The sequence below is a fragment of the Paraburkholderia sp. CNPSo 3274 genome (genome assembly GCF_024206475.1).
Taxonomy (GTDB): Bacteria; Pseudomonadota; Gammaproteobacteria; order Burkholderiales; family Burkholderiaceae; genus Paraburkholderia.
The window spans coordinates 1-18,116 of record NZ_JAMBPR010000035.1; the positions used below are offsets into that span (position 1 = coordinate 1).

Genomic DNA, 18,116 nt, shown 5'->3' on the forward strand with positions numbered 1-18,116 from the left:
CTTCTTCCCGATTGGCTGTGGCGCGATAACACCGCGACGCAGCAACCCGTCATGCCTGATGACCATAGCGAGCTGGTCCCACCCCTTCCCATCCCGAACAGGACCGTGAAACAGCTCCACGCCGATGATAGTGCGGATTGCCCGTGTGAAAGTAGGTAATCGTCAGGCTCCTTATGCTGTAACGTCCAGAACCCCGGTGTCTCCGAAAGAGAGCCGGGGTTCTGGCGTTTGGGCGCGTGGGAAATAAAAAACGGCTCGCCAATTTAAGGCGCGAGCCAGGTCCCGCGCCATTCGCCTTCTTCAAACACCAGACTGGCCCGCATAGGCCCTGCGGGATTCAGATCAAGATAGTCAATTCTCGATACGGTCACATCAATCAGGCAGAAGTTTTCGAATCCCGCTGATGAGTCGATATCTTCGGCGTGCTTCGTTGCATGCGCCTCGGCGGGAGACGCAACCGGTGTCGCGGGTGCAAGCGGCGTGCGATAGACGATCAACGTCCGAGGTCTGCTCGAGTTCCAGGCCGCTCTCGTTTCCAGGGGCGTCTCGACGATTCTCGCAACGCCGTGCAGCCTTATCTGGATCCCGCCGTCGAGATCACAGCCGACGAGCGATATGCGCGGGTCGCGCCTCAATTCGGACACCTTCGTAGACCGCACGTCGGTATGAAACACGACTGAACGCTGCTCGCGAGAGACACGGCGCAACACGACCGTCCGCACGGCAGGTGCCCCGTCTAGCGCGATCGTCGCGACCTGTAACATCGTGAAGGGCGAACGCTCTTTTCCCGCGTTTGCGCCCGCATGCAGGCGTGCCCAGACCTCATCGACGATCTGATCCATATTTGCCGCGTTACAGACCACGCACGATGCCGCCATCGACCCGGATGTTTTGCCCCGTGATGTATCCCGCGGCATCCGACAACAGGAACGCGACCGTTTGTGCGATTTCCTGTGTCTTCCCAAAGCGGCCAACCGGAATGCGGGCGACGATCTCGGGCGTTTCGGGCCAGCTGTCGATAAATCCCGGCAGTACGGAGTTGATTCGAATATTGTCCTTTGCGTAACGATCGGCATAAAGGCGCGTGAACGAACTCAATGCGGCGCGCAGCGCAGAAGAAACAGGCATGGCCTGCTCAGGCGCATCGGCGGCAAAGCTCGAAATATTCACCACCGCGCCGCCGCCTTGCTCGAGAAACGCAGGCGTCACGTGACGCAGCACGCGAGCGACGTTGAGCAAGATGAGATCGAGCCCGAGGTGCCACTGTTCGTCTGCGATAGAAAGCAGATCCCCCTTCGGCGGATGCCCCGTGTTGTTCACCACCGCGTCGATGCGGCCATACTTTTCGAGCGTTTCGCGAACGAATCGGTCGATACAGTCCGGCTCGGTAACCGAGCCCGTAAAGCCGAATCCGCCAAGCTCTCTCGCCAGTTCGGCCGCGCTGCCGGAGGGCGACATCAAGGCCAGTCGGTAGCCGCTGGCTGCCAGTTCGCGCGCGATCGCCGCGCCCATACCCTTGCCGGCTGCCGTGACGAGTGCTATTTTTTCTACTGCCATGGTGCTCCCTCCTTGAATTGGATTCAGCGCGTCAGAGCTACGCTGCATGAGACTTCGTCTGGAAACTGTATGGCGTTATGATTTGGTTGTCGAATGATGTTTTCTATCGTCTGACAATAAAATTCCTACTGGCTCATTGCTGGATCGCTGCTGGTTGATCGCCGGCTTTCCGCTAGCCAATATACGCGTTGAAGCACTCATTGAAGCCACGCCACCTGCCGCCGCTGAATGCGCTCCGCGCGTTCGACGCATCCGCCCGGCACCTCAATTTCCGCCTCGCGTCCGAGGAGCTCGGCGTCACGCAAGGCGCCGTCGCGCAACAGGTGCGTGTGCTGGAGGAAGCCCTCAATTTGCCCCTTTTCGCGCGGGGACCGCGGGGTCTCGCTCTCACGACCGAGGGGCAGACTTACTTCGCTGCCGTTCAACGGGCGCTCACGATCGTCGCCGACGCGACCGCGGCGCTGAACCGGCGTTCGACGTCCCTCACGATCAGCACGACGCCGTCATTCGCTTCGAAATGGCTGATACCCAGGCTAGCAGAGTTTGGAGAGAGCCACCCGGAAATCGACGTCCGTATTATTGCTGATGCGGCGCTTTGCAACTTCAGGTCCGATGGCGTGGATATCGCGGTTCGGCTCGGCAAGCCACCGTTCGCGAAAGGTCTCGTCAGCGACCTGCTATTTCCGTTGCAGGTGTTCGCCGTGGCCAGCCCGCAGCTGCTCAAGCCCGATTACCCGGTGCGCACGATCTCGGACCTGGAAAATTATGTGCTGCTCCACGATTCTCATGATCTGTGGCCGGAGTTTTTCAATGCATTGGGCTGCCCAAACGAACTGGGCACACTGAAAGGGCCGCACTTCAGTCAATCGTCGCTCGCCATCGATGCCGCCATTGCCGGGCAGGGCATTGCGCTCACGAGCGAACATCTCGTCGAGCGCGATATCGCGGCCGGAAGGCTGCGACGCCTGTTCGATTTTTCGTTGCCACTGTCGCTGGGTTACTACGTTGTCCTCCCGCAGACCAGCGTCCGGTGGGAGACGAGCCAGAAGCTGCGCACCTGGCTGCTCGCCCACTTCAAATCCGCATCGAAAGCGGCTACATAAGCGCGTTGAAGCGGGCGTTCGCAGCCAGCAAGTTCTGCGCCAATTCCGCATTGCATTGCAGCGCAGCGTCTCACCGAGAGGCAGCACGTGCGCACGCATTCATCGTTCGATCACCTTGCCGGTGCATAATGACTGAACCGCCGATGCAGTCGATGACTATCCGCCAAGGAGTTCGTCATGCTTGCGAGGAACGAAGAATTCGTCGCCCATCTGCTCTCCGACGTCATGGAATTTGCGCGGGCGCGCTTGCCCGAGCCGACATTCCAGATCGTCGAGCCATTCCTGCGGCACTACTACGATTTCGCCGACGCCGAAGATCTGCGTAGCCGCGGCATCGCCGACCTCTACGGCGCCGCCATGGCGCACTGGCGCACCGCGCAGCGCTTCGTGCCGGGCAGCGAGCGCATGCAGGTCTACAACCCGATCCTCGAACAGCACGGTTGGCATTCGGACCATACGGTCATCGAAATCGTGAACGACGACATGCCGTTTCTCGTCGATTCGGTTTCCATGGCCGTCAACCGTCTGGGCCTCGCCCTGCATTCCGCGCTGCACCCCGTATTCCGGATCTGGCGCGGCAAGGACGGCACGATCGAGCGTGTGGACGAGGGCGGCGCTAGCGCCGGCGACGGGCAATCGCAACTCGCCTCGTTCATCCATTTCGAGGTAGACCGCTGCGGCGACGCAGCAAAGCTCGACGAGTTGCGCCGCGACATCGCCAAGGTGCTTGGCGACGTGCGCGCGTCCGTAGAAGATTGGCCGACCCTGCTCGAGGCCGCGCGCACCACCATCAAGACGATGAAAGCGCGCGAAACGAGCGCAGAGGACATCGAAGCTCGCGCGTTTCTCGAATGGATGGTGGCCGATCATTTCACCTTCCTCGGCCAGCGCGATTACGCGCTGGTTTCGCATGACGGCGGCTACGCCCTGCGCGGCGAGGAAGGCTCGGGCCTCGGCATTCTGCGCGAATCGCTGCGCGCGCCGGGCACGCCCGACATCACGCCGCTGCCGCCCGCGGCCGTCGACATCATCAGCGGCGCGTGGCCCATTTTCCTGACAAAAGCGAACTCGCGCGCCACTGTGCACCGGCCCGGCTATCTGGACTATGTTGGGGTGAAGCTCGTCGGGGCGGATGGCAAGGTGTGCGGCGAGCGCCGCTTCGTGGGCCTCTACACCTCGACCGCCTATATGGTCTCCACCGCCGAAATCCCGATCGTGCGGCGCAAATGCGCGAACATCGTGCGGCGCGCGGGGTTTCTGCCGAAAGGCCATCTCGGCAAATCGCTGGTGACGGTGCTCGAAACCTATCCGCGCGACGAACTGCTGCAGTCCAGTGAGGACGAGCTTTTCGACATCGCGCTCGGTGTGCTGCGCTTGCAGGAACACCAGCGCACGCGGCTATTCGTGCGGCGCGACCGCTTCAACCGTTTCGTTTCATGCCTCGTGTATGTCTCGCGCGACAAGTACAACACCGATCTGCGGCGGCGGATTGCAAACCTGCTCGTGGAGGCCTTCAACGGCGTTTCCGTGGAGTTCACGCCGCTGCTTTCGGAGTCGGCTATCGCGCGGATTCATTTCGTCGTGCACGCCGAGCCCGGCACGATGCCCGAAGTCGACACGCACGAACTGGAAGCGCGGCTTGTGCAGGTCACGCGACGCTGGCAGGACGATCTGGCTGATGCGTTGCTCGACGCCTTCGGCGAAGAGCAGGGCACGAGTCTGTTGCATCGCTACGCCGATTCATTTCCACCGGGCTATCGCGACGACTATCCGGCGCGCACGGCGGTACGCGACATCGAGCTGATCGAGCGCGTGCAGGGAACGCCGCGCATTGCGATGAATCTGTACCGGCCCATCGAGGCGGGGCCGCGTACGTTCCGCTTCAAGGTCTATTGCGCGGGCGAAGCGATTGCGCTCTCGCGCAGCCTGCCGATGCTGGAACATCTCGGCGTGCGCGTGGATGAAGAGCGGCCTTATGTGATCGAGGCGCCGTCCTGCGCGCCTGCATGGGTCCACGATTTCGGCCTCGAACTCGCGGACGACGCCGAATTCGACATCGAACGTGTGAAGGGGCTGTTCGAAGACGCATTCGAAAGCGTCTGGAACGCACGCATCGAAAACGACGATTTCAACCGGCTCGTACTGCGCGCCTATCTGAGCGCGCGCGAAGTCACGATCCTGCGTGCCTATGCAAAGTATCTTCGCCAGGTGGGCTCGACATTCAGCGACGCCTATATCGAGCGTGCGCTAACCGGCAACCCCGCGATTGCCCGACAGTTCGTCGAACTGTTCATACTCCGATTCGATCCACGCGATTCACAGGCTCGGGAAGAACGCACGGCGCTCATGCTCAAGGCCATTGAAAGCGCGCTGGACCAGGTGCCCAATCTCGACGAAGACCGTATCCTGCGGCAGTTCCTCGGCGTGATCAATGCGACGGTGCGCACGAACTATTTCCGCCGCGAAGCCAATGGCGCTGAGCGGCCCTCGCTCTCGTTCAAATTCGATCCGTCAAAAGTGCCCGGGCTGCCCGAACCCAAGCCCATGTTCGAGATCTGGGTCTATTCGCCGCGCGTGGAGGGCGTGCATTTGCGCGGCGGGCGCGTCGCGCGCGGCGGCCTGCGCTGGTCGGATCGCCGCGAAGACTTCCGCACCGAAGTGCTGGGCCTCATGAAAGCCCAGATGGTGAAGAACGTCGTGATCGTGCCGGTGGGATCGAAGGGCGGCTTCGTCGTGAAGAATCCGCCGCCCGCGAGCGACCGCGAAGCATGGATGCGCGAGGGCGTGGCGTGCTATCAGACCTTCCTGCGCGGCCTGCTCGATCTCACCGACAATCTCGTGAACAACGCGATCGTGCCGCCGCCGGATGTCGTACGCCACGACCCCGACGACCCGTACCTCGTCGTAGCCGCCGACAAGGGCACCGCCACGTTCTCCGACTATGCGAACGCGATATCCGCCGAATACGGCTTCTGGCTCGACGACGCTTTCGCCTCGGGCGGCTCCGTGGGCTACGACCACAAGAAGATGGCGATCACGGCGCGCGGCGCGTGGGAGTCGGTCAAGCGGCATTTCCGCGAAATGGGCGTGGATACGCAGGCCACCGATTTCACCGTGGTCGGCATTGGCGACATGTCGGGCGACGTGTTTGGCAACGGCATGCTGCTCTCACCGCATATCAAGCTCGTCGCAGCCTTCGATCACCGTCATATTTTCCTCGACCCCAATCCCGATCCGGCCGTGAGCCTCGCGGAGCGCACCCGGCTCTTCGCGCTCGAACGCTCGAGCTGGGCCGACTACGATCCGGCCACGATATCGGCGGGCGGCGGCGTGTTCGCGCGCACCATGAAGACGATCCCGCTTTCGGCCGCGGTGCGCACGTCACTCGGCATCGAAGCGGCAGCGCTTTCGCCAACCGAGTTGATTCGCGCGATCCTGCTGGCGAACGTCGATCTGCTCTATAACGGAGGCATTGGCACCTATGTGAAAGCCGCGCGCGAGACCAACGCGCAGGTCGGCGACCGCGCCAACGACGCCGTGCGCGTCAACGGCTCGGAACTGCGCTGCAAGGTCGTGGGCGAGGGCGGCAATCTCGGCGCCACGCAGCTCGGGCGCATTGAATTCGCGCAGCATGGCGGCCACATGAACACGGATGCAATCGACAACTCAGCAGGCGTAGATTGTTCGGATCACGAAGTGAACATCAAGATCCTGCTCGGACTCGTGGTGGCCGACGGCGAGATGACGACGAAACAGCGCAACAGCTTGCTCGCGGAGATGACCGACGAAGTCGGACTACTGGTGCTGAGCGACAACTACTACCAGACTCAGGCGCTGTCGATCGCGGGCCGCTACGCTGTGGAACTGCTCGATGCCGAATCGCGCCTCATGCGCTGGCTCGAACGCGCTGGACGTCTGAACCGCCATATCGAGTTCCTGCCGACCGACGACGAAATCGCCGAACGCCAGGCCGCGAAACTCGGGCTCACGTCGCCTGAGCGCGCCGTGCTGCTCGCTTACAGCAAGATGTGGCTCTACGACGCGTTGCTCGACTCAGCCGTTCCGGAAGACCCGCTCGTCGCGGACTTGCTGATCGACTACTTTCCGCAGCCGCTGCAGCAGCGCTTTAGCGAACCCATGCATCGGCATCCGCTGCGGCGCGAAATTCTGGCGACGCATCTGACGAACGCGCTCGTGAACCGCGTGGGCTGCGCATTCGTGCACCGTTTGATGGAGGAAACCGACGCGCAGCCCGGCGAAATCGTGCGCGCGTGCATCATGGCGCGCGACGTATTCGGCCTTGACGATATCTGGCGCGCCATCGACGCGCTCGACAACCGCGTGCCCGACGACGTGCAGGCGCGCATGTTCGTCGACATAGCGCGGCTGCTCGAACGCGCGGCGCTTTGGTTCCTGCGGCATCTGCAGGCGGGCGCGGTGGGTAGCGATGGCGTGAGCACGCTGCTGGCGCGTTGCCGCGACGCCGCTCAGCGCCTCGCGCCGCAATTGCCGACGCTGTTGCCCGAAGCGGATCTCGAAGCGCTTTCGGCACGCCAGGGCGAGCTCGTGAAGGCGGGCGTCGAAAACGCGCTCGCGCTACGCGTGGCGAGCGGAGATATTTCGGTAGCACTGCTGGACATCGCCGATGTGGCGGCGGCGTGCGCCCGCCCGCTTGAGCGCGTAGCGGCCGCATACTTCGCCTTGGGCACGCGGCTCAATTACAGCTGGATTGGCGAGCGTGCGGCGACGCTGCCTACGCCGACGCATTGGGACACCATGGCGCGCGCGGCGGCGCTCGCCGAGGTGGCGCATCTCAAGCGCGCTCTCACGACGAGCGTGCTTGCACAAGACGCCGATGCCGCGGACGCACAAACGCTCGTGGACGCATGGTGCGCTCAGCACGAGGCAGCGCTTGGGCGCTATGGGCAGTTGCTTACGGAACTGCGTGCTTCGAGCGGTGTGAGTCTTTCCGTGCTGCTCGTGATCGTGAGGGCAATGGCGGCGCTCGAAAGGGCTTGATGACTCGAGCGATGACGGCGGTGGAAGCGGCTCTCACGCGGCGGCCGCTTCGGTCACCGCCTGCGTGCTCGCCACGGCTGCCGCATGCTCGCGAATCAGACGATAGACCGTCTCGCCGGGCACCGTCTCCGACTCGAGCAACTGATCGGCGATCGCGCGCAGCACCGGCTCGTTCGCACGCAGCAACACGAAGCACGCGTCGTTGAGTTCGTGCAGCAGCCCGTTCGCGTGCTCGATCGCCGTCTTCAACTGCAGGCCAGCAACCTGCTGCGGCAGGGCCGCGAGGCTGAACAGATTGCCATCCGCGTTGAAGCCGTGCTTCGACACCATGTCGAGGCCGATGCGCGAGGCCTCCTGCAAATCCTGCGCCGCGCCGCTCGATGCTTCGCTGAACATGAGCAGTTCCGCATTGCGCCCGCCCAGCAGCACCTGGATCTCGTTGCGCATTTCCGTCTCGCGATACAGGTACTTGTCCTGCATTTTCGTGATCAGCGCCACGCCCAACGCGCCGCCACGCGGCAAAATCGTCACTTCTTCGAGCACGCCGGTGCCGAGGAGGGCGGCGACGAGGCCATGTCCCGCTTCATGGATCGCAATGCGCGAGCGCTCGTCGTCCGAAAGCGCGCGCTCTGCGCCGTTGACGTCGCCAATGCGCGCAATCTTGGTCGCCTCGAGAAAATGCACCGCGGCCACTTCCTGCTTACCGGCTTTGCGCGCAACAAGACCCGCCTGATTCACGATCATCGAGAGCGTGGCCGGCGAAAGGCCCGTGGTCAGCCGCGCGAGCTGGTTAAAATCGATGTCGTCGGCTTTCGTCTTCAGATTGCCGGCGTAGAAGCGCAGAATTTCTGCGCGATCCTCCAGGTCGGGCAGACGCACCTGCACCGTGCGGTCGAAACGGCCAGGGCGGCGCAGCGCTTCGTCGAGATTGTCCGGATGATTGGTCGCGGCAACGATGATCACGCCTTCGTTCGACTCGAACCCATCCATCTCCGCGAGCAACTGGTTGATGATGCGGTTGCTTTCCGCCTCGACCGGGCCGCCGCCCGTATCGGTGCGCTTGCCGAGTCCGTCCGCCTCGTCGATGAAGATGACCGTGGGCGCGTTCTTGCGCGCGAGCTCGAACAGGCGCTTGACCTTCTGAATGCCCACGCCGTAATACTTCGCGCTGAAATAGCTGCCCGTGATGGCGATGAAATTCGCGCCGCATTCGCCGGCAAGCGCCTGCGCGAGGCGCGTCTTGCCAACGCCTGGGCCGCCCGTCATCAGCACGCCGCAGGGCGCGCGCACGCCCATGCCCGTGAACTGCGCCGGCTCGGTGAGCCACGCGCGCACGTCAGCGAGCGCGGCTTTCGCTTCGCCCGCGCCAATCACGTCGTCGAAGCGCAACGTAGGCGATTCGCCGAGCAATTGCGCGCCGCCGCCCATTTCCCGGCGCATGAACCACAGCAAGCCGCCTAGCATCAGCACGGGGAGCAGCAGACTGAGTGCGTCGCGCAGGCGGTCGAGGGCTTCTGTCCAACGCTCGGCGCCGATGCGCACATCGGCGTGCGGCAACCAGACGAGTTGCCAGGACGGCGTCGCGTCCGGCTTCAGATCGCCGAGTAGCAGGGCGTTCGCGAACGCGCCATTATGATCGGCCACATAATACTTTTCGCCCTTGAGCGTCGAGACGAGAATCGCTTCGCGGCTCACGCCGATTGCGGCGACATCGCGGTCGCGAATATCGCGCAGCAATTCCGAGGCATCTTTCTCGCGCTTCGTCCATGGCGACGCGTCATGCCGCATGTCGCTGGCGACACCGGTCAGCGCTGCAGGCTGGGACCGCGCAAGATTCGCTTCATGGTGCCAATAGAAAAAGCCAGCCGTCGCCGCGAGCGCGGCCGCGCATACACCCAATGCCACGTGTCGGCCAAAGCGTGACCACCGCGAATTCCTTGCCGGTTTCATGAATCCATTCCTGCCTGGCGTCGCCATGACGACGCCGGATAATCTATCGTGGGACTGGAGGCGCTCGAACGTCTCGCCTTGCGTAGTCCATGGATATTCAGGAATACGAAAACGACCCTTTTAATCGCGCTGCTCCTTTGGAATTATGCCTGCGTTGGGCGGTACGCGAATAAGAGGATTGGCGGATAAATACCTTTTAATCCGGTGATTTAGTGTGGGTGCCTGGTTTCTGACGGGGCGCGAACAGCGATCTACGCCTGTTTGGGGTGGTTTGCCGAAGAGGGCCAGACGATGCCAAGCCGGCTCGAACTTTTTCCGCTAACCCGTAGTTCGCTGCGCAACGTGTGCTATCCGGTCCCGCACGACACCGATCGCCTGCTTGAGCGCGTAGACGTCCTGAAAATATCGATACGGAATTCGTATCCGGCTCGCATTCGCGTCGATGTTTTCGATTTCTTCGCTCCATTGCGCAATCTGTGAGCGGGTCGGCTCGCTGTTGCTCCACACTTCGTCTTCCAGTGCCTTGATTTCGCGGTACCAGACCACGAGCCGCTTTTTCATCCGCGCTTCGAGCAGGCGCGGCAATGCCTGAAGCAAGCCGATCAGGAGCGCCGCGAACGGCACGAGGATCAACAGCCGTCGTTCAATCACACTCGCTAGCCAGAACGGCAGATAGCGGTACAGGAACGGCTGGCCGGATTTGAAGTAGCGACCGCTTTCGTCGGAGAGCGGGAATTCTTCCGTCTTCAGGTTAGGGAACGTGCCGAGCGGGGTGAAGTAATCTTCGCCACCGTGAACAGTGTGAGCCGCGTCGAGCAGCAGGTAGACGAGCGCGGGATGCAGCGTATCTTTCGAGACTAGCAGCGCCGTTGCTGCGAGCAGCGTGACGTCGGTGCGCGGCAGATCATCCGCGACACTTGTCGATGCGCGTGGCAAGACGATTTTTGAAAGCGACGGGAACTTCTGAACCAGCGCGTCGGCCTGCGCAAAATTCATCAACTTGAGACTGCTGTTCAGCAGCGTCTTCTGCATATCGGCGTCGGGCCTGCCGATGAAGAAAGCCGCGTCGATCTGGCCGCTTTCGAGCCCCCGATAAGCTGCAGGTGCATCCATTTGCAGCAGGGTGGAGTTCTGGCTCGTGATGCCACTGTAGCCGAGCAATACCTGCGCAACGTTGAGCAGGCCACTGCCGGGCACGCCCATCGAAATTCTCTTGCCACGGAGTTGCGACAGCCGGTCGATCGTCGTGTCGCCGCGATAGAACACCCAGATCGGTTCGTACGACACGGCGGCGATCGTCTGCAGACCGTCGGTCTCCTTCGGGCTGATGGTACCCGACTGGATGAAACCGACTTCGTAGGCGCTGTTCGGGTCTCTCAACCGCTCATAGTTCTCCACCGCGCCGGAAGAACTGCGGATATCGAGTTTGATGCCCGCGCGCTTCAGGATGGGCGCATATCGATCCGCGAAGCCGCGATAGATGCCGTTGTCCGCGCCGCTGGTCATGACGATGGTGCGCTGGAACGCGGGTGCGGCCACGATCGCCACCACCCAGCCAGACACTGCCAACAGAATGATTACGCCGATGATCAGGAAGTGCCGCCGCGCCCTGGTCATGGGGCCTTTCTGGCTGCGATGCAGTGCTGGATTGTGTCGGGGCATCGTTATCCACGCCTCCAGTATTCACCGCAGCAAGGATCGCGGTGCCATGATCCGCTGTGATCGAACATCGAAACGCATCGTAACGGACTCGTCAAGCATCAGGCAAGTGTGTCGAGTACCCGGTTGAGTCGCCGCCAAGGCTGCCGATTGGAAGGCCGCCACGCGTACAGGTGATGCGTCCGCGAAACTTCCTCCAGATTAAGATATATGAAAAAACATATGGAGGATATGAATTTGTCATTTTACTCGGCATATCTCCATGGCGTTTAATTGGCTCCGTCACATCGACCCATAGAGCCAGCGTGCTGCGCCAAAGGCTGAAAAAGACAGGAGACAACGATGTCAGCAACAACGCTGCGCAAGCGGCAGGTGGCGCTTGCGGACACACCGCGCGTCGGCATTCGCCACGGCGAACACTGCCCAGCGCGTTAAACCGGCGCGCGTCCCAAGACCTTTCAACGCTGCGCGTAACGCACAGCCTGGCAAGGCCCCCGATTCCCCGAAAAGCCCCGACGCAGCGCGCCTGCAACGCGCACCGCGCGGGATGGGACAGGCGCGCCAATGGGCGCCGCCTGGCCCTGACGTACCACCACAACCAGCTCGCAACGTAGTGCCTGAAGCGGTACGCATGGTGCGCAACCGCAATCTGAGGAGACAACCATGGCAATCTCACGCACCGTCGATGTGACGGCCTTCATCGATCGGCATCGCGTCTCGCGGTTTCAGACACTGGTCGTGACGCTCTGCTTCCTGATCGTTGCCATTGATGGCTTCGATACCGCCGCGATCGGCTTCATCGCGCCCGTGCTGCACTTGCAGTGGCAACTGCAGCCCGCGCAGCTCGCGCCATTGTTCGGCGCGGGGCTGGCAGGGCTGATGGTCGGTGCGCTCGTTTTCGGCCCATTTGGCGATCGGGTGGGACGCAAGCGGTTATTGCTCGTTTGCGTGTGCGCATTCGGGGTGGCGAGTGCGATGTCGGCGTTCGCGCCGTCGATCGGCGTGCTGATCGCGCTGCGCTTTCTGACCGGTCTCGGCCTTGGCGGCGCCATGCCGAACGCAATCACGCTCACTTCGGAGTACTGTCCGTCGACACGCCGCTCGTTTCTCGTCACGACGATGTTCTGCGGCTTTACGATCGGCTCCGCACTCGGCGGGTTCGCAGCCGCCGCGCTCATCGAGCATTACGGCTGGCGCTCGGTGCTGTTCGTGGGCGGCGTTGTACCGATCGCACTCGTGCCGCTCCTCGCGTGGCGGCTGCCGGAATCGGTGCGCTATCTCGCAAGCCGCGGCGAACATCGCGAGCGCATCGAACGCACGCTCGCGCGCATCGCTCCCGATGACGAACTCGCAGGCGCGACGTTCACGACGTCCGGCGCGAAAACGGGCGGTTCGCCGGTGAGTCAATTGTTCCGTCCCGAGCTGCTGCGCGGCACGCTGCTGATGTGGCTGGCCTTCTTCATGAGCCTGCTCGTGATCTACCTGCTGTCGAGCTGGCTGCCAACGCTGCTGCGCACGACCGGCGCCTCGCTGCGCACGGCTGCGCTTGTCACGGCGATGTTCCAGGTTGGCGGCACGGTCGGCGCGATCGTGCTCGGCTGGCTCATGGACCGGCTCAACCCCTGTTATGTGCTCGGTGCGAGCTATGCGGCGGCTGGCGTGTTCACGGCCGCCATCGGCTCACTCGCTGCAACGCCCTGGCTCGCGGCGCTTGCTGTATTCCTCGCCGGTTTTTGCGTTTCAGGCTCGCAGGTCGGCGCCAATGCGCTCACAGCGGCGTTCTATCCGACCGATTGCCGCGCAACCGGCGTGAGTTGGGCCAACGGCGTTGGCCGGCTTGGCTCGGTGGTCGGCTCGGTCGCGGGCGGCGCGATGCTCTCGATGGGGCTGACGTTGCCTTCGGTCTTCGTGATCGTCGGCGTGCCTGCGGTCGTTGCGGGCATTGCGATGACGGCACTCGGCCGCTGGCGAACGCAGGCGCTCCTGGCGCCGCAAGACGAATTGCTGCTGAGTGGGGAATGAACGGGGCGAACGCGCCGCATGAAGTGACATAAATAAAACGACGAACGCACGAGCGACGTCGATATGACTGGAGATCCTTTAATGAAAAAGTTCATCGCCGCGACCTGCGCGGCGTCATTCGGCATGGCGGCAAGCAGCGTGGCCCAAGCCCAGGGCAGTGTGACGCTCTACGGCATCCTCGATACCGGCATCGAATATGTGACGCATGCAAATCGCGAGGGCGACAGCCTCGTACGCATGCCCGGCATCACGGGCGAGATGCCATCGCGCTGGGGCCTGCGCGGCGCCGAACCGCTCGGCGGCGGTTTGTCCACGTTATTCGCGCTCGAAAGCGGCTTTAACGTGCGCGGCGGCGACAGCGGGCAGGGCGGGCGTCTCTTCGGGCGCCAGGCGTGGGTCGGCCTGGAAGGACCATTCGGAGTCTTGAGCTTTGGCCGTCAATACACGATGACGTTTTGGGCGCTGCAGGATTCGGATCTGCTCGGGCCGGACATCTACGGCGGCACCGGTACATTCGACAACTACGTGCCCAACGCTCGCAGCGACAATACCGTCGCCTGGAAGGGCAAATGGCACGGCGTAACGGCGGGTGCGACCTGGTCGTTTGGCCGCGACGCCGCAGGCACCGGCAACTCGCCCGGACAGGGCACCTGTGCAGGGCAAATACCGGGCGACTCGCGGGCATGCCGTCAATGGTCGGCGATGCTGCGCTACGACGCACCCCCGGGCTTCGGCGTCGCGGCCGCGTACGATCAGCAACGCGGCGGCCCCGGCGCAGCCGCGAACTTCTTCGACGGCGTGACACCACTACCGCTTACGGACTCGGGCGATACCGACTCGCGCATCCAACTGAACGGGTATGCCCAGCTCGGGCCGGTGAAGGTGGGCGGTGGCTGGCTGGGGCGTCGAGTCGACACGGTCTCGAGCGCGGTGCCGAACGTGCAATCGAATCTCTACTATATGACTGCATCGTGGTACGCGACGCCGGCATGGCTGCTCGATGGTGGCGTCTATCGCATGATCAACGGCGACCAGAACGCGCGCGGCACACTCGTTACGCTGCGCAGCACCTACCTGTTTTCAAAGCGCTCGGCGGTCTATTTGCAGGGCGGCTACCTCGCCAACAGCGCACATGCGGCTTACACAATAAGCCAGGGCGGCGCGGGCGCGTCACCGGGGGCGGGCATGTCGCAGCTCGGTGTGATGGCCGGCATCCGGCAGATGTTCTGACGCCTGGATGACGTCACGAAAGCGAGTGGAGACGAACAGGCACGGCACGCGGGCATCGAAAGCACGAGCATCGCGCCGACGACCAGCATCGCGGCCATCAGCCATATCGAAGTGTCACTGCTGCCGCTCCATTGCTTGACGAACCCAACGATATACGGTCCGAGAAAACCGGCGAGATTGGCGAGACAGTGGATCAGCGCGATTCCAGGACCCCAACTGACCATGATCCGCGCAAGCCAGCGGCGAGCGCCGACCCGATGCAGAAATAGATTGCTCTGCACTTCGAACAAAAAATAGCCGGGAAAAAAGATACCGGCGCCAAATCCGTACATCGCGTCGGAGAGCCCAGGCGCGTGTGCTATGTGCAGCTTCGCAAAGCCGACATTGACACGATCGATCGACGCCGCGAGATAGCCGAGCAGCAGAACCGGCAGGATGCGCACCGCGATTGAGGCGATCGCTAACGGGGAAGCGAGGCGCACGCGATGTTCAACGCACTCCGCTCGGCGAAGATGCGCCGGATGGTCGCGAGCGTTCGGGCAGCGTCCCGGCGCGGGACTGAAACGGGACGCCGACGAATTTTTGGCAGGTAGGTTTTTTTGTGGATTGCTATATACTTTTCGGACTTTTCTTGTCTCGGGGCGACGCCGCAGTGAAAAAATTCATTCTCACCCTTGCCGCCTCGGTGGCCGCCTGCGCTATGTGGTCTGCCGTCGCGCACGCGGAAGACCGCGAACTGGTCGTGGCATCGAGCGCCACGTATACACCGTTCGCGTTTGAAAACAAGGACAAGCAGATCGTAGGCTTTGACATCGACATCATCGACGCGATCGCCAGGCAGCAGCATATGAAACTGCGTATCGTGAACACGCCGTTCACCAGCATCTTCGCGTCGCTCAACAACGGAGACGTGGACCTGGTCATCTCAGGCGTCACGATCAACGATAAGCGTAAGCAGAGTTTTGACTTCTCGGCGCCATATTTCGATGCGCGCCAGTTGATCGCCGTGCCGAAGAACAGTCCGGTGAAATCGCTGAAGGACCTGGATGGCAAGAAGGTCTCCGTGGTGAGCGGTTCCACGGCTGACGATGTCATGAGCCGTGAGGTGGGCAAGACCAACCCGAATATCCGCCGATTCGAGAGCACGCCGCTCATCATTTCCGAACTGGTTTCAGGTGGTGTGGACGCGGCGATTGGCGACAACGGTGTCATTGCGTACCGGGTATCTCAGAACCCTGGCCTCAAGACCGTGGAAGACGCAAATTTCCCCAAGGAATATTACGGAATCGTCGTGCGAAAAGGCGACAAGGCCCTGCTGGACAAGATCAACGCCGGGTTGGCTGCGATCCGCGCAGATGGCAGCTACAACGTGATCTACAAGAAGTGGTTCAACCAGGACTTCAAGCCGCAGTAATGGTGTGATGCACTGGCGCGCACCGGGCCCCGCCCGCGCTTCGGCCTTTTATTGAAAGCGAGCATGGAAGACAGCAATCCGGTCATGTGGTTCGGGTGGTTCCGCCCGGACATCCTGGTGGAGTACAGGCAACTGTTCTGGGAGGGGGCGCTGGTCACGGTTGGCACGACGGTGGCGTGCGTGCTGATGGGCTGCGCCCTTGGCCTGTTATTGGCGCTGGCGCGGCTTGCCGACGCGAGGCATCAGCCGTGGCGGACGGTGTGCAAATATGCGCTGCGCTGGCCGTCTACGGCTTATGTGAGTTTCTTTCGTGGCACGCCGTTGTTCGTGCAGATCCTGCTGATGCATTTCGCGGTGATGCCGGTGTTCATCCATCCTGTGCATGGGCTTTTAATCAGCGGCGATCTGGCGCGTACCTTGAAGCAGAACCACGGGGCGCTGATCTCGGGTGTGGCGGCGCTAACGTTGAACTCCAGCGCCTATATCTCCGAGGTATTTCGCGCAGGCATCCAGTCGATTGCGATCGGCCAGAGGCAAGCGGGCCAGTCGCTGGGCATGACGCATGGACAGATGATGCGTTACGTTGTGATCCCGCAGGCATTCCGGCGCATGCTGCCGCCCCTGGGCAACAACGTGATTTCGCTGCTCAAGGACACGTCGTTGATCTCGGCTATCGGTCTCGGTGAAATGGCCTATGCTGCGCGCACCGTGGCCGGCGCCTACGGCCGCTACTGGGAGCCTTACCTGGCGATCGCGGCAGCATACTGGCTGATGACATTGGCGCTGACGATGGGCCTGCGCAGGCTGGAGGATCACCTGGCGCGGACCGATCACGTCGCGCGGTAACGCAAAAGACAAGGGCTGACGGCAGCGTAGGCTGCGTTAGCAGATTGCGGATGCGGTGATGATCGTCGCTCCGCGTTTCGCGAACGCTCGACCTGATTCACGCGCGGCGGTTTACACGCGGGAGCACGCAGAGCGCTTCGTATGCGAGATTGGCGCCAAGCAGCGCGGTGGTGCCGAACGGATCGTACGGCGGCGCGACTTCGACCACATCTGCACCCACCAGGTCGAGCCCCCATGCGCCACGAATGATTTCGAGGGCTTGCGGGACCGTCAATCCCGCGATCTCCGGCGTGCCCGTGCCGGGCGCGTAAGCCGGGTCGATTCCGTCGATATCGAAACTCAAATAGACCGGCCCTCCACCAACGCGCTCGCGCACCTCTGCCATCAGCGGTTCGAGCGAGCGGTTCCAGCATTCCTCGGCTTGCACCACGCGAAAGCCCTGTTCGCGACACCAGTCGAAGTCTTCGGCGGCGTAGCCGGTCCCGCGCAGACCGATCTGAACCACACGCTGGCAGTCGAGCAGCCCTTCCTCGACCGCGCGGCGAAACGGTGTGCCGTGCGCAATCTTCTCACCCATCATCGTGTCGTTGACATCCGCATGCGCGTCAACGTGAATCAGGCCAACCTTGCCGTGCTTGCGATGAATGGCACGCAGGATCGGCAGCGTGATCGTATGGTCGCCGCCGAGCGTGATCGGCGTTGCGCCGTGGCTCAGGATTGCGTCGTAGGCGGTCTCGATCCGTGCGATCGAATCGGGGAGGTTGTACGGATTGATCGCGACATCGCCGATATCCGCGACACGCAGCGAATCGAACGGCGCGGCGCGTGTCGCCATGTTGTACGGGCGCAGTAACACCGATTCGGTGCGAATCTGGCGCGGCCCGAAACGCGCGCCGGTGCGATTCGATGTGCCTAGATCGAACGGCACGCCGACGAAGCATGCATCGAGCCCTTCGGCATTCTGCACGTTGGGCAGTCGCATCATCGTCGCGATCCCTCCGCAGCGCGGCATCGCGTTGCCGCCCAGGGGCTGGAAGTATTCCATGTTCATGATTCGCTCCAGTTGCATTTGGTTAGACGCTTAAAAGCATTCACTGAATGCATTTTCTGCGCGAGGGCGGGACACGAACAATCGAAATAATTTCATGCGATGCATGTCTCCCAGTCATGGATCGGCGTAAACCCTTGCACTCAAGACACGGGTTTTCCTCAGGTCATGCAAGAACCTCATGCACCTCATGAAAACATATCGATTGTCCGCGCCGCGCGGCGCCGCTGAGAATGGTTTGGACAACGACGCAGATGCAGGTTCATAG

Annotated in this window: 11 protein-coding genes, 1 rRNA gene and 1 pseudogene; 7 read left to right on the plus strand and 6 right to left on the minus strand. The window is 62.4% G+C overall.

The window, feature by feature from the left end:
• Positions 1–54 precede the first annotated feature (54 nt).
• A 5S ribosomal RNA gene (gene rrf, locus M3I54_RS23335) occupies positions 55–168 on the plus strand.
• Between the two features lie 95 nt (positions 169–263).
• Here rrf and M3I54_RS23340 read toward each other — a convergent pair.
• A complete protein-coding gene (locus M3I54_RS23340; protein ID WP_254340275.1) occupies positions 264–842 on the minus strand; it encodes a pyridoxamine 5'-phosphate oxidase family protein in 579 nt (192 codons plus the stop codon).
• 10 nt (positions 843–852) lie between these two features.
• Positions 853–1,557 (minus strand): SDR family oxidoreductase, encoded by a 705-nt coding sequence (locus M3I54_RS23345; RefSeq protein ID WP_254340281.1) that lies wholly within the window; start codon positions 1,555–1,557, stop codon positions 853–855.
• 188 nt (positions 1,558–1,745) lie between these two features.
• Here M3I54_RS23345 and gcvA point away from each other — a divergent pair, with 188 nt between their 5' ends.
• Together gcvA and M3I54_RS23355 are read left to right on the plus strand one after the other, a co-directional pair.
• The gene (gcvA, locus tag M3I54_RS23350) at positions 1,746–2,660 is read left to right on the plus strand and encodes a transcriptional regulator GcvA (protein WP_375542196.1); all 915 of its coding nucleotides are present in this window, start codon (positions 1,746–1,748) and stop codon (positions 2,658–2,660) included.
• Between the two features lie 177 nt (positions 2,661–2,837).
• Entirely contained in the window at positions 2,838–7,679 is a 4,842-nt protein-coding gene (locus tag M3I54_RS23355; RefSeq protein WP_254340283.1) for an NAD-glutamate dehydrogenase, read from the plus strand.
• Between the two features lie 33 nt (positions 7,680–7,712).
• On the opposite strand, the gene M3I54_RS23360 is transcribed toward M3I54_RS23355, so the two are convergent.
• Positions 7,713–9,629, minus strand: coding sequence for an AAA family ATPase (locus M3I54_RS23360; RefSeq protein ID WP_254340284.1), 1,917 nt, complete (start codon positions 9,627–9,629; stop codon positions 7,713–7,715).
• A 318-nt stretch (positions 9,630–9,947) separates the two neighbouring features.
• Positions 9,948–11,246 (minus strand): TAXI family TRAP transporter solute-binding subunit, encoded by a 1,299-nt coding sequence (locus tag M3I54_RS23365; protein WP_254340285.1) that lies wholly within the window; start codon positions 11,244–11,246, stop codon positions 9,948–9,950.
• Between the two features lie 705 nt (positions 11,247–11,951).
• Between M3I54_RS23365 and M3I54_RS23370 the strand changes: the two genes are divergently transcribed.
• Together M3I54_RS23370 and M3I54_RS23375 are read left to right on the plus strand one after the other, a co-directional pair.
• Entirely contained in the window at positions 11,952–13,310 is a 1,359-nt protein-coding gene (locus M3I54_RS23370) for an aromatic acid/H+ symport family MFS transporter (protein WP_254340287.1), read from the plus strand.
• An 81-nt stretch (positions 13,311–13,391) separates the two neighbouring features.
• Positions 13,392–14,540: a porin gene (locus M3I54_RS23375; RefSeq protein WP_302059094.1), complete on the plus strand. Its 1,149-nt coding sequence runs from the start codon at positions 13,392–13,394 to the stop codon at positions 14,538–14,540.
• Between the two features lie 209 nt (positions 14,541–14,749).
• Here M3I54_RS23375 and M3I54_RS23380 read toward each other — a convergent pair.
• Positions 14,750–15,022, minus strand: a pseudogene (locus M3I54_RS23380) (MFS transporter); the annotation flags it as partial.
• A gap of 218 nt (positions 15,023–15,240) precedes the next feature.
• Between M3I54_RS23380 and M3I54_RS23385 the strand changes: the two are divergent.
• Both M3I54_RS23385 and M3I54_RS23390 read left to right on the plus strand, forming a co-directional pair.
• Positions 15,241–15,954, plus strand: a complete 714-nt coding sequence (locus M3I54_RS23385; RefSeq protein WP_254340404.1) for a basic amino acid ABC transporter substrate-binding protein — start codon at positions 15,241–15,243, stop codon at positions 15,952–15,954.
• 63 nt (positions 15,955–16,017) lie between these two features.
• Positions 16,018–16,800 (plus strand): amino acid ABC transporter permease, encoded by a 783-nt coding sequence (locus M3I54_RS23390; protein WP_254340289.1) that lies wholly within the window; start codon positions 16,018–16,020, stop codon positions 16,798–16,800.
• A gap of 97 nt (positions 16,801–16,897) precedes the next feature.
• Here the strand turns inward: M3I54_RS23390 and speB are convergent, their stop codons facing one another.
• The gene (speB, locus tag M3I54_RS23395) at positions 16,898–17,851 is read right to left on the minus strand and encodes an agmatinase (protein WP_254340291.1); all 954 of its coding nucleotides are present in this window, start codon (positions 17,849–17,851) and stop codon (positions 16,898–16,900) included.
• Between the last annotated feature and the right edge of the window lie 265 nt (positions 17,852–18,116).

Excerpts from the sequence above, each read along its gene's own strand:
- M3I54_RS23345 (WP_254340281.1), bottom strand. The coding sequence starts at position 1,557 with ATGGCAGTAGAAAAAATAGCACTCGTCACGGCAGCCGGCAAGGGTATG.
- M3I54_RS23370 (WP_254340287.1), top strand. The coding sequence starts at position 11,952 with ATGGCAATCTCACGCACCGTCGATGTGACGGCCTTCATCGATCGGCAT.
- M3I54_RS23365 (WP_254340285.1), bottom strand. The coding sequence starts at position 11,246 with ATGACCAGGGCGCGGCGGCACTTCCTGATCATCGGCGTAATCATTCTG.
- M3I54_RS23375 (WP_302059094.1), top strand. The coding sequence starts at position 13,392 with ATGAAAAAGTTCATCGCCGCGACCTGCGCGGCGTCATTCGGCATGGCG.
- M3I54_RS23390 (WP_254340289.1), top strand. The coding sequence starts at position 16,018 with ATGGAAGACAGCAATCCGGTCATGTGGTTCGGGTGGTTCCGCCCGGAC.
- M3I54_RS23355 (WP_254340283.1), top strand. The coding sequence starts at position 2,838 with ATGCTTGCGAGGAACGAAGAATTCGTCGCCCATCTGCTCTCCGACGTC.
- M3I54_RS23340 (WP_254340275.1), bottom strand. The coding sequence starts at position 842 with ATGGATCAGATCGTCGATGAGGTCTGGGCACGCCTGCATGCGGGCGCA.
- speB (WP_254340291.1), bottom strand. The coding sequence starts at position 17,851 with ATGAACATGGAATACTTCCAGCCCCTGGGCGGCAACGCGATGCCGCGC.
- M3I54_RS23385 (WP_254340404.1), top strand. The coding sequence starts at position 15,241 with ATGTGGTCTGCCGTCGCGCACGCGGAAGACCGCGAACTGGTCGTGGCA.
- M3I54_RS23360 (WP_254340284.1), bottom strand. The coding sequence starts at position 9,629 with ATGAAACCGGCAAGGAATTCGCGGTGGTCACGCTTTGGCCGACACGTG.